General features: G+C 35.8%; 8 protein-coding genes. 1 reads left to right on the top strand and 7 read right to left on the bottom strand.

What is annotated here, in order from left to right; all coding sequences use genetic code 11:
* Positions 1 to 83 precede the first annotated feature (83 nt).
* The 7 genes from C8N46_RS06990 to C8N46_RS07025 all read right to left on the bottom strand — a co-directional run bounded on the left by C8N46_RS06990 (position 84) and on the right by C8N46_RS07025 (position 9,349).
* On the bottom strand, positions 84 to 845 hold the full coding sequence (locus C8N46_RS06990) for a shikimate dehydrogenase family protein (protein ID WP_108114174.1): 762 nt from the start codon (positions 843 to 845) through the stop codon (positions 84 to 86).
* A complete protein-coding gene (locus C8N46_RS06995) occupies positions 820 to 1,836 on the bottom strand; it encodes a DUF368 domain-containing protein (RefSeq protein ID WP_108114175.1) in 1,017 nt (338 codons plus the stop codon). Before C8N46_RS06995 ends, C8N46_RS06990 begins: the two co-directional genes overlap by 26 nt.
* Positions 1,837 to 1,840: 4 nt before the next feature.
* The gene (locus tag C8N46_RS07000) at positions 1,841 to 2,788 is read right to left on the bottom strand and encodes a DUF368 domain-containing protein (RefSeq protein ID WP_108114176.1); all 948 of its coding nucleotides are present in this window, start codon (positions 2,786 to 2,788) and stop codon (positions 1,841 to 1,843) included.
* 170 nt (positions 2,789 to 2,958) lie between these two features.
* The gene (locus C8N46_RS07005) at positions 2,959 to 4,359 is read right to left on the bottom strand and encodes a tetratricopeptide repeat protein (RefSeq protein WP_108114177.1); all 1,401 of its coding nucleotides are present in this window, start codon (positions 4,357 to 4,359) and stop codon (positions 2,959 to 2,961) included.
* A gap of 508 nt (positions 4,360 to 4,867) precedes the next feature.
* A complete protein-coding gene (locus C8N46_RS07010) occupies positions 4,868 to 6,049 on the bottom strand; it encodes an aspartate aminotransferase family protein (RefSeq protein WP_108114178.1) in 1,182 nt (393 codons plus the stop codon).
* Between the two features lie 144 nt (positions 6,050 to 6,193).
* Entirely contained in the window at positions 6,194 to 6,820 is a 627-nt protein-coding gene (locus C8N46_RS07015) for a hypothetical protein (RefSeq protein ID WP_108114179.1), read from the bottom strand.
* 837 nt (positions 6,821 to 7,657) lie between these two features.
* A complete protein-coding gene (locus C8N46_RS07025; RefSeq protein WP_108114181.1) occupies positions 7,658 to 9,349 on the bottom strand; it encodes an OstA-like protein in 1,692 nt (563 codons plus the stop codon).
* Between the two features lie 267 nt (positions 9,350 to 9,616).
* Here C8N46_RS07025 and C8N46_RS07030 point away from each other — a divergent pair, with 267 nt between their 5' ends.
* On the top strand, positions 9,617 to 12,439 hold the full coding sequence (locus C8N46_RS07030; RefSeq protein WP_108114182.1) for a M16 family metallopeptidase: 2,823 nt from the start codon (positions 9,617 to 9,619) through the stop codon (positions 12,437 to 12,439).
* The last annotated feature ends 13 nt before the right edge of the window (positions 12,440 to 12,452 follow it).

Raw genomic sequence — 12,452 nt, forward strand, 5'->3', positions numbered from 1 at the left:
ACCGAAGATACTAACAACAAATAAAACCACAAAGTTTTACAGACGCGAAACTGCTATAATTGCAGTAAAAAGAATGATTTTAGTTAAGAATTCCAGATTTTCCAAGCCTTTTCTGCTTGAAATTCGAGCATTTTATAACCGTTTACAATTTGTGCGCCTTGCAAACGTCCGAGTTTTAAAAAGGTGGTTTCTGACGGATTGTAGATTAAATCGAAGAGTAAAAAGTCTTTGGAAACGTATTTGTACGGAATGTCAGGACAATCTTCAATTTTCGGGAATGTTCCCAACGGTGTACAATTCACGATAATTGGATGCGATTTCATGATTTTTTCACTCAAATCTTGATAGGAAATTGATTGTTTGTTTTTTGGCTTCCGCGAAACGTATTTGTAGTCAATGTTCAATTCTTCAAACACAAAAGCAATCGCTTTTGATGCGCCGCCTGTACCGAGAATGAGTGCTTTTTTGTGGTGACTTTTTAAGTGTGGTTTGAGCGATTTTTTAAATCCGTAGCAATCGGTGTTATAGCCTTTTAGTGAACCATCTTCCAAAACTTTAATAGTGTTGACAGCGCCAATTTTTTTAGCTTTTTTGTGTAAATGGTCTAAGTGCGGAATGACGCTTTCTTTGTACGGAATCGTCACATTCATTCCTTTAAGATTGGGGTTTTCTTGAAGAATTTTTGGAAAATCTTCAATAGTAGGCAAATCAAAATTGGTATAAAAATGATCGTTGAGTTGTAAGTTTTTGAATTTTCGCGAAAAATAACCTCTCGAAAACGAATACGAAATGTGTCTTCCCAACAATCCGAAAAGTGATTTATACCTGTTTAGTTCGTTTTCCATACCAATCCAAAGCTAATACAATAGTGATTCCAAATACAATAAAAAATACAGCAATCCACGTTTCGCTTGAAGCAAATTCAGGCATAAAACGTTGGTAATTTACAATAACTTCTCGTCCGTTTGAGTCTAGCAAAGGCACGCCCAATTCATTGGTTTTATAGACTTCTTCTTTCCAAGGCCAAACCACGCCTAACGAACCAGAGATAAACCCAATAATCACCGCCGTAGTGATGTGTTTGTAATGTTTTAAAACATAATTGAGTAAATGTGATAACGTAACGAGTCCAACTGCCGAACCTGCTGTAAAAACACCCAAAACTTTCAATTCGCGGACACGTTTTGCATTGGAAATAAAGTCAAAATTTCCTTGCGCCATTTCAGCAATGGTATCGTACAATGCATTTACCGAATCTACCAAAAGTAAGACGTAATTCCCCAGTAAAATTAAGATAAACGAACCTGAAAGTCCAGGCAAGGTCATTCCTGAAACGCTGATAATTCCACAGATAAATACAAAACCTAAATGGTCGTTTTCCATGGCAGGATTCATCAAACTAATGGCAATTCCGACAGCTGCACCAATTAACAAACTTACAATGGTGCCTTGATTCCAATGTTTAAAATCTTTCCCGATGTAGTAAATGGAGCCGAGAATCATCCCGAAAAAAGCTGCCCACACATAGAGTTTGTAATGTTGGATGAAATAATCTAGAATTTTGGAAACACTGAAATAACTAATCAACATTCCTAAAATCAGCAATCCTAAAAAACGTCCGTTAATATAGCGTCCAAAACTTTTAAAGCGTCCGTTGAATAATAATTTAAACGCTTTGCCATTTATCCGCTGTAGCGAGAAAATAAATTCTTCGTAAAAACCTGCCACAAACGCCACAACGCCGCCCGAAACTCCGGGTACTTTATTGGCTGCGCCCATTGCCAAACCTTTGACAACTAATAAGATTTTGTCTTTGAGCGTTCGTGTGTTTTCCATGAATTTATGTGTGTTTTGTGTCTTTTTTAGTCGCGAGTTTTTCCATGATGAAAATAGTTAAAAATCCGACAACCATCAACACAATAGCGAGTACAAGTTGATTGTCTTTTCCCGTCAAGGTTTCAAAAGTATTGGGTAAGATGCTTTTTTCTAAAAATGGTACTTCTTCACCTTTAGAGTTCATTCGCATAGTTATGACTTCTTTCCACGGCCAAATTTTGTTGAGCGAACCTAAAATAAAGCCTGTTAATACTGCAAACGTGATGTTTTTGAAATTATTGAACAACCATTTGAGCAATTTAGAAAACAATAACAAACCAATGACAGCACCTGCAACCACAAGCGCAATGATTTTAACATCTTTCGTATCAATGGCAGTCAATATAGGTTCATACGCGCCAAGTAGCACTAAAATAAAAGCACCTGAAATTCCAGGAAGAATCATGGCGCAAATTGCTAATGCGCCTGCGATGAACATAAACCAAGGCGAATCGACCGTGGCTTCACTTCCTGAAAGTGTGGTGATGTAGTAGGCGAGAACGGCAGCTAAGATAAAGCCTGTGATGGTTTTCCAATCCCACTTTTTGATTTCTTTTCCGATGAATAGGATGCTTGCTACCACCAATCCGAAGAAAAACGACCATAATAAAATCGGTTCGTCTTTGAGTAAAATTTTGATGAGCTTTGCTAGCGATAGAATACTAATTCCGATTCCAACAAGTAACGCCAATAGAAAGTTCCCGTTGAGTTGTTTCCACGCTGCATTCAACCCTTCTTTTCGAAGTGTTTTTAGCAATCCGAAATTGATATTGTTGATAGAGGTAATGAGTTCTTCATAAATTCCAGAAATAAAAGCGATAGTTCCTCCAGAAACGCCCGGCACTACATCTGCCGCGCCCATTGCCAAACCTTTGAGAGTGATGATGATGTAATCGAATAGATTTCTATTCATGTGTAGCTAAGTTATTCGTTTTTGCTCGATAATCGAGATTTCAATGTTCCGACGCTTGACGTCGATTTTTTAACTGTTTTATCAGCATAATTCTTCAAGATAATCCTTGAAGTAGTTGACTGATGAGCTCATTTTTTTACAAAATGAACGCTACACGCAAAAGTATGGAATTATGTGGATGGTTTTTGAAATTCTGAAATAATATTTTTTACGGACGCACGCATCATGACACTTGGAAATAACTTTTGAAACATGAAGTGTTCTTTAAAGTTGTTTCGCAGTGCATTTTTAAGGTGAAATGTTCCTTTACTTTGTTCGCCCAAAATGAAATAGATGCCTGCTAATCGGTATTCAATTTTAGCATTGTCAGGATAAAATTCCAACGCTTGCAATAGTACATGTGTACTGTTGTTGTATTCGCCCAAGAGTTTTAAAATATCTGCCCAAGCAATCCACGTTGATAGTTCGTAGTTGCCCAATTCTACCGTTTTTTGGTAGGCAATATCCGCTTCTTCATACAACTGTAACATGCGATGAATTTCGGCACTTCGCTTCCAATAGAAAACATTTTCCGTATCAATATTTATTGCTTTGTTGATGTAATAGAGTGCTTTTTGATAATTTTCTTGTCGGATGTAATAATCGGTAATTGCTGTCCAGCCTTTGTCTAATAACGGATCTTCATGCACCGTTTTGTAATAAAATTTTACGGCTAATTCGTTGTTTCCAAGTTTTTCATAACATTTTCCCATGCGCAAATACGCAAATGAAGTTGGGTCGTCCAACTGCAACGTTATTTCATAGTTATGGATGGCTTCGTTGTATTCTCCTAGCTTTTCCAGCACTTTTCCTTTTTCTAAATACGCACCAATAAAATGATCGTCGGCAATAATAGCAAAGTCGAAAGCAGCCAACGCTTCCGGATACATTTTTTTAGTGTAATATTGTTTTCCAAGCTGATGCCAAGCAACTTCCGAGTATGGGTTTTGATCAATATATTCGTTTAAATAGTTGATAGCGCCATCGATATCTTCTAAAAATTCAAAACAGTAGATGATGTTGTACAGCGAAGAATAATCGTCAATATCCAACTCCATACACTTCATAAAATAGCGTTTCGCTTCTTTAAAATCGTCAATGAATAAGTATTCCATTCCGATTAACGAGTTGACGTCCGCCAAATCATCGCTGAATTCCAACGCCATTTTTAATAATTCAATAGCTTTGTAATGTTCGTCTCTTTTGGAATAGATGTTTGCCTTTTGAATGTAAATTTCAGCATTGGAAGGCTCCAAATTGTAGAGTCCATCCAATAATTTTTCGGCTTCATCTAGTTTGTTTTCGAAGACCATCAATTCAATTTCCATCAATTTTAGATTGACAGAACTCGGATGTTGTTCCAAGCCAATTTTGATAGCTTTTTTAGCCAAAGCTACTTTTCCGGCGTCTAAATAATGGTGTGTAATTTCTTCGAATTCAGCAGAGTCAAAAAAGAAGACATTGTTTGTTTTCAACATCGATTCGAACTTCGATAGTGCAAGGTTATAATCTTCGTTAGAGCTAAACAGCATAGGCAGTTGTGCTTTAATTTTCTGTTACTTTAAATGTAGTTGATGTTCTGTTTGATTTGAGACTTCCTGTCCAATTGTTTTCAACAAAGTAATCAACAACTACGTTTTGGTACTTGTTTTTTAATGGTTTGATGGTTGATTTTTAGGGTGATTGAAAGTAAATCTATTCAATTTAAAATTTTAGTTCTTATGTTCGTTTTCTTTGTTTGCCCAAAGAAAAGAAACAAAAGAAAGGGCACTTTTAGTTCGTGAGTTTTATATTTTTGATTATTGAACTCATGAATCTACGATTTCCAGAGGTGTTTTTAGTTTTTCTTTAAGGGAAAAACTAAAACCGCATGAATTTTTCTAAATTTTTAGTTCACTATTGACTATTTTCTTTAAAGGAGTTCATGAATCTTCGATTTCCAAGGTTTCAGAAATTCTTAACGAAAAATCCCTGCTACACTTCGGAAAAGAAAAACTACTGTTCTCTTTATGTAAATTTGTTAACGTTTTCATTGGCGATTTAGTCTTCCATTTTTCGTAAAACTTTCATAATAATGTCACAACCTTTTCGAATTTCTTCTTCCGAAATCGTTAATGGAGGTGTGATGCGAACGGCTTTTGGCTCAAAAAGTAACCAAAAGAGAATCAATCCTTCTTCTTGCGATTCTAATATAATTTGATTGGCGATATCACTGTTTTTTACAATGAGCGATAGCATCAATCCTTTTCCGCGAATTTCCTCAATGTATTTGTGTTGCAACAATTCACGGAATAGTTTTTCTTTTTCCAACGTTTGTGCCATGAGATCACTTTCTGTGATTTCTTCTAAGGTTGCCAAACACGCCGCAGCAATGACTGGATGACCGCCAAACGTGGTTATATGTCCCAATTTTGGATGGTCATGCAAAGAATCCATCAATTCTGCGGAAGCGGTAAAAGCACCCACAGGCATTCCGCCGCCCATTCCTTTTCCCATCACCACAATATCAGGCACAACATTATAGTTTTGAAATCCGAAAAGTGTTCCTGTACGACCAAATCCAGGTTGAATTTCATCTAAAATCAACAATGCACCGACTTCTTCACAGCGTTTCTTGACGTTTGCTAAATAGTTATTTTTTGGTTCAATAAATCCCGCGCCACCTTGAATGGTTTCTAAAATAACGCCAGCGGTTTTAGTTGTAATTTTCTCTAAATCGGCCTCCTTGTTGAATTCGATAAAACGCACATCGGGCAATAATGGTCGGAACGCACTTTTTCGTTCTTCAAATCCCATCACGCTCATGGCGCCTTGTGTGTTTCCGTGATACGCATGTTTTGCGGCAATGAGTTCTGAGCGTCCTGTGTAGCGCTTTGCCAACTTCATCGCGCCTTCAATAGCTTCCGTTCCTGAGTTGGTTAGGTATGTTTTTTCCAACGGATTGGGCAAATGAGCGGCTAATAATTTTGTCAATTCCACCGCCGATTTTTGAATGTATTCGCCATACACCATCACATGTAAATACTGGTCTAGCTGTACTTTGATGGCATTTACCACACGCGGATGTTTGTGTCCCAAGCTACATGCCGAAACACCTGCTACAAAATCCAAATACGCTTTTTGATTCGTATCATAAATATAACTTCCGTCTGCATGTGAAATTTCCATTGCCAACGGATGCGGTGTTGTTTGTGCTTGGTATGTAAAAAAATCGTTCTTCATTAACTGAATCTCCTTCAAAATCTAAGTTGCAAAGATACGAAGTGTCATGTTATAAATGCTTAGATTTTTGATGCGGATTTCTGTCTTTGGAAAAATGAAAGATTATTAATGTATCAATTTGATAATACACCAATGCTTTTAATTTTAGTTTTTACAATAACTAAACTCTAAACTCTGACAAAAATCATTAAGAAACTCTATAGCTTTTGGGTTGAATCCGTCAGTTCTATAGCCTCTGTAAGTTGTTGCAGGAATTTCCAAAGAAGAAGCTAAATGATTGCAAGAAATACAGATACTCACATGTGCTACTACTTTTTTATCTTTATAAAATACAATCCCTAAATGTGGTTCATAGCATGTGGCTTTAGCGTTTCCGTAGGTTTCAACACTTCCTAAAAATATTTTTAGTGTTGTGATTTGAGTTTGTGTAAGGTTTTTTTGTTTTGTTACTGTTGGATTCAATCTCCCTTTATTATCTATTATATAAGGCATTTCAGTATCCATATGCGTCTCATAATCGTACGCGATAACTTCGTCTATATCAAGTTCGAGAAAAGGATTATATACTTTGGCATTTTTTAAAGAATGCGTATCTTTTTCCTTCAAGACTTCTTTAATTTTTTGAATTTGATCTAAAGAATCATGCCTTTTTTGAATAGAAACTTCATCGATTTTATTAGATTGTTTTGTGGGGCTTTGTTCTTTTTTTGTTTCGCAAGAACTAAAAGACACGAATAAAATTATTATTAAAATGTAGGTTTCCTTTTTCATCTAAAAATGGTTGTTATTTTTAATATTTAATGTTTTGAATGTGTAGTAAACATTTAAGAAAAAAGTAGCAGTTGCGATAGTTTGTAATATAAGAATTGTTTTATAATCAAACGGTTGTAGGTTTCCGTAAAAGAAAAGAGTACTTGTGCTTAAAAGATGCATTATTGAATATGTAATACTAGTCCTAATTTTACGCAGCATAAAATATAAATACGTAAGTGCGCTTATATAATAGATAATCATGAATATATCTGAAACGAGATTCATGTTTGCATCTGGAAAAATGAAATAATAATGGATATCAAAAACATCGCTAATTATTCTTCCTATAAATCCAGATATTGCCGCAGAAATAACAAAAAATAAACAAAAGTAATTCTGTAGACGCAGATTAAGTTTTTTCATAGTTTTATCAAATAATATTTTTGATTTGACAAGCGGAAAACGTTTTTGTTACAGCAATATTATCAAAGGTTTTTAGAATTAAGAATTTAAATAGTTAATCTTATAAACCTATAAAATTGAAAGTACTTCTCGATACAAATTTGTTTCACAAATCGAAATCGAAGTGACGTGTGATGTTGTAAGTTTGAGTTCAAATTCAAGTTCCCAATCGTCACTTCGAGTGAAATTTCACAGAAATTTTGTATCGAGAAGTATTTTGAAATTTTAAATATTGAATACTTAGTTTTGAATTACTTTTATTATGTGAATCTAACTGACGGTTTTGAATGTTTTGGTAGTAAGTAAGCTATTAGGAATGAGATTTCTTGTGTTGAATTTCAAGAAATTAATCCTGTTTTTTCAAAACCTTCTTTTTTTTAGAATCGGGTTGTGCTACAATTTTTTCTTCTGCTCAAGCAACTTTTTCTTTTCTTCCTTGTCAGGCGGAAGTGCTTTGAGTGTTTCTTTGGAAGCTTTGTCTTGCGGGTTTCGTTCTTCTTCCAATAAAGGATCCATCGGATTGTTCACACCACGAATGACAGGAAGAATTAAATTATTATCGTCTTCGTCAAAAATATCATCTTTGGAATACATCCGTTCGTCGCCGCGCCAAATAAATCCGCGAAGTTTTCGAGCGTTTTTAGGTAAGTCTTTATCTGGATAAATCACGCCATCAGGACGTGTAAAAAAGGTAATGTCTTCTATTTGATTTTCGTTGAGCGTCAAATTGATAGCACTGCAAATGGTTTTGTCAATTCCAATAAATTCGTTGTTGTCGTTATACATATAATACACGACTTCCGTGTTTTTGATGACATCAACTTCGTACAATTTGTTATCGCGGAATTTTCCATACAAATTTTGACCTTTCACCTGATTGTAGCCTTCGCCAAGCGTATCTTTCTGCACAATAAAAGAATTGTTGATGACTTTTAACGAATCGAGTTTTTCAGTTTTTACATTCGAAATCAGGAAAATAGTATCGCCTGTCATTTGACTATCACCATTCCACATGATTGGACGACGTATAAGTTTGGTAATTCCTGAATTGTTATCCGCAAACAGCGAATCGCACTTTCCGCTCATGTCCGTCTTAAAAAACTTTACATTGTTGTACGCGCGAATTACACGATTGGTTTCGGGACCTGTAACGACCAAACGATCTCCATGAATGTACATAGAATCAGTTTCGACCAAACTTATCGCAACTGCACGTTTGGTAATAAATGCCGAATCTTTTGCTTTAAAAACTTCTCCATAATGACCTTTTAAAACCATTTTATTAATAGTGTCGGTAATTTTTATATTGTTCGTCGCGGAAGCGAAATTGGTGCTTTTTTCAAAATACAAACTATCGCCATTAATGATTCGGTTGTCGTAATCGATGCGAGAATCTTTGACGAAATAGCCTTTTTCCGTCACCGTATTGTAAAATCCACGCTTGCAAAATATAGTGTATTCTTTCCCTTTGATGGTGGACGGACCGTACATATACGCGTGTTTGGAATCGGTATAATAATCAAGCTGTGCAGAATTTACCGTGTATTCAGGATTGTCAATTTGCACATCTTTTTGGAACTGATATTTGTTTTTGCTCATAAAATATCGCCCTTCAATGCTCGTTAGGGTAGAAGCACTGTCTTTTACGATGCCTTTGGTATTGAAATAAGCTTCTTGCACGTTTCTATCAAAATACAAAGTGTCAGTCGTCAACGTCATATCAGGATTCTGCAAACGTACTTTTCGTTTGGAAACCGCCAATTTGGTATCGCCGTCGTATTCAATGTATTCGCTCGACATTTCTAAAGAATCGCCTTGTTGGATGAAGACATTTCCGTAGGCTTTTACCCAATTTCGTTCTTGAAACAACACTGCTCTGTCGCACCATAAATCCATGCCTTCATGCTCAAAGCGAACTTGTCCTTTGTCGGTTTTTGAAAATATTTTAGCGCCTGGGAATTTTTCTTCGTTTACGGTCAAATTTCCACCATATACAATCTTAATGATGGTTTTTTCTGCCGAATTTGGCTGATTTTGAGAAAACGCGATTTGTGCTAAAAAAAGTAAAACGAATAATTTCTTCATAAAAGCAATCCAAAATTACACCTAAAATAATGTATTTGTATAAATGGTGTAACTGTTAAAAATTCGCTCAAAAATAATCTTTTTTATCAGCAAACATCAAAAATTGTGAATTTTTAACTTCCAACATATTCAAATTAAAAACAATAGGATTTTGTTATAAAAACTAGGTAAAACCTCACAAACTAATGTTAAAATTATACAAGTGCTATGGGAAGCGTTGCTAATATCTTATATATTTAACCTTAATAAATAATCAAGACCGTAATCATGAAAAAATATCTTTACTTGTTGGGAAGCATTCTTTTTTTGAGTGTTTTTGGCTTAGAAAATGTCGCCGCACAATCGAAACAAAGTACTTCCAATACTATTCCAACGGACCCGAATGTGAAAATAGGAACCTTATCCAACGGATTGACCTATTACATACAAAACAATGGAAAACCTGAAAATAAAGTTGAACTGCGTTTGGTACTCAATGCAGGTTCTATTTTGGAAGATGAAGATCAACTTGGACTCGCACATTTCATGGAACACATGAATTTTAATGGTACTAAAAACTTTAAAAAGAACGAACTTGTAGATTATTTACAAAGTATCGGCGTCAAATTTGGCGCACATTTAAACGCGTACACAAGTTTTGATGAAACAGTCTATATTTTACCAATTCCGAGTGATGATCCTGAAAAATTAGAAAAAGGATTTCAAATCATAGAAGATTGGGCGCACAATGCCTTGCTGACGGATGAAGAAATTGACAACGAACGCGGTGTGGTTTTAGAAGAATACCGTTTAGGTAAAGGAGCCGATGAGCGTATGCTGCAAAAATACTTGCCTAAAATTTTATACGGTTCAAAATACGCAAATCGCTTGCCAATAGGAACCAAAGAAAACTTGGAAACCTTTAAATACGAAAGCTTACGCCGATTTTACAAAGATTGGTATCGACCAGATTTGATGGCAGTTGTTGCGGTGGGCGATGTAGATGTTGCGGTGTTGGAAGAAAAAATAAAATCACATTTTGGAAAAATTCCTGCAGCAGTAAATCCGAAACCAAGAGTAACGCACAATGTAAAAAATCATGAAGAAACCTTGATTGCGATTGAAACCGACAAGGAAGCATCGTTTGCGCGTGTGCAAGTATTGTTTAAAGATTGGGGCGTTCCTAAAAAAATCAAAACGACAGATGCCTATAAAAAACAACTAATTCAAAATCTATTTACGCAAATGATTAACAATCGCTTGAGTGAATTGACAGAATCTGAAAATCCGCCATTTATATTCGGTTCAAGTTATCACGGTGGCACTTGGGCACGTACCAAAGAAGCCTATCAATCTACGGCAATGACAGCTGCTGACGGACAATTGAAAGCTCTGGAAGCCTTATTAGAAGAAAATGAACGTGCTCGAAAATACGGTTTTGGTCAAGGAGAATTTGAAAGAGCTAAGAAAAATGTGATTGCGGGACTTGAAAAAGCCTATAAAGACCGAAACAAAATGGAATCTTCACGAATTGCAAGCAGATACGTAAATAGCTTTTTACAAGAATCGCCAATTCCAGGAATGGAGTGGACATACGCGTTCTTTACAGAGCAATTACCAACCATTACGTTGGAAGAAGTCAACAGTGTAATTAATGAGTATTTACGCGACACCAACACCGTAATTGTGTTGACGGGACCAGAAAAAGACGATGTACCAAAAATTACGGAAGCGCAAGTGATGGAAGTGTTGAAAAAGGTAAAAACAAAAGCTATCAAACCTTATGAAGATAAAGCCGTTGGAAATAGCTTAATTTCCAATTTGCCTGATGCTGGAAAAGTTATTAATAAAAGTACAAATCCGTCTATTGGCGTAACTACGATGACATTGAGTAACGGCGCTAAAGTCGTATATAAAAAGACCGATTTTAAAAATGATGAAATTCTATTTTCAGCCTACAGTTTGGGTGGAAGTTCTTTATACACGGATGAAGAATACAAAAAAATTGGTTTTGCAAACGGTGGACTAGGTGAAGCTGGTGTCAATGGTTTCTCTAAAATAGATTTGCGAAAAATGATGTCGGGTAAAATAGCGAATGTCTCTCCGTATATTGGTTCGTACAGAGAAGGTTTTAACGGAAGTACTACGCCTAAAGATTTGGAAACCTTGTTTCAAATGACACATTTGTACTTTACAAAACTCAATAAAGACGAAAAAGCATACAACACGTACATCACAAAGCAAAAAGGGTTTTTAACAAACATTATGAAAAGTCCGCAGTTTTACTTTCAATTTGAAATGGGGAAATTCATGAATGAAAAAAATCCGCGATACCAAGGATTTCCAACACCTGAAATGATGGACGCAAGCGATTATGATTTAGCATACGAAAAATACCAAGAGCGTTTTGCCGATGCAGGCGATTTCACTTTCTATTTTGTTGGAAATATTGATGAGAAAAAGCTGCAAGACTATGCTGAAAAATATTTGGCAAGTTTACCTGGGAAAAATTCTAATGAGGAGCCAAACTATTCGTCGTTTAGACCGTTGACGGGAAAACACACAAAAATCATCGAAAAAGGAACGGATCCAAAAAGTTCTGTGCAAATCATTTTTCAAGGAGAAGCGGAATACACTGCTAAAGATGCAAGAGCAATGCAGTTTTTGGGAGACATATTAAGCATTAAGCTTATTGAGAAATTGCGTGAAGAAGAAGGTGGCGTGTATGGCGCAAGTGCTTCGGGAAGTGTACGTTCTCATCCGTATGGTTGGTATAATTTGCGAATTTCATTTCCGTGCGGACCTGAAAATGTAGACAAGCTAAAAGACGCTGCGTTGGCAGAATTACAAGCAATTGTAGAAAACGGTCCAACAGAAAAAGATGTAAACAAAGTAAAAGAAGCAGCACTGCTTGAAAACAAAGAACAAATAAAGAAAAATAGATTTTGGTTGCGTTACTTAGATGCTACAGATTATACCAAGCGAAATCCAAACAGAATTTTAAAATACGAAGCATCCGTCAATGAAATAACGGCAGAAGATATACAAAATGTTGCCAAAAAATACGCAACGGGCGGTTATATTTTAGGAATTCACAATCCTGAAAAATAATATCATAAGACAA

Source organism: Kordia periserrulae (assembly GCF_003054265.1).
GTDB lineage: Bacteria > Bacteroidota > Bacteroidia > Flavobacteriales > Flavobacteriaceae > Kordia > Kordia periserrulae.

What these genes read in the sequence shown, in the direction of transcription:
- C8N46_RS06990 (WP_108114174.1), bottom strand. Translation starts at nt 845, where the DNA reads ATGGAAAACGAACTAAACAGGTATAAATCACTTTTCGGATTGTTGGGA.
- C8N46_RS06995 (WP_108114175.1), bottom strand. Translation starts at nt 1,836, where the DNA reads ATGGAAAACACACGAACGCTCAAAGACAAAATCTTATTAGTTGTCAAA.
- C8N46_RS07000 (WP_108114176.1), bottom strand. Translation starts at nt 2,788, where the DNA reads ATGAATAGAAATCTATTCGATTACATCATCATCACTCTCAAAGGTTTG.
- C8N46_RS07005 (WP_108114177.1), bottom strand. Translation starts at nt 4,359, where the DNA reads ATGCTGTTTAGCTCTAACGAAGATTATAACCTTGCACTATCGAAGTTC.
- C8N46_RS07010 (WP_108114178.1), bottom strand. Translation starts at nt 6,049, where the DNA reads ATGAAGAACGATTTTTTTACATACCAAGCACAAACAACACCGCATCCG.
- C8N46_RS07015 (WP_108114179.1), bottom strand. Translation starts at nt 6,820, where the DNA reads ATGAAAAAGGAAACCTACATTTTAATAATAATTTTATTCGTGTCTTTT.
- C8N46_RS07025 (WP_108114181.1), bottom strand. Translation starts at nt 9,349, where the DNA reads ATGAAGAAATTATTCGTTTTACTTTTTTTAGCACAAATCGCGTTTTCT.
- C8N46_RS07030 (WP_108114182.1), top strand. Translation starts at nt 9,617, where the DNA reads ATGAAAAAATATCTTTACTTGTTGGGAAGCATTCTTTTTTTGAGTGTT.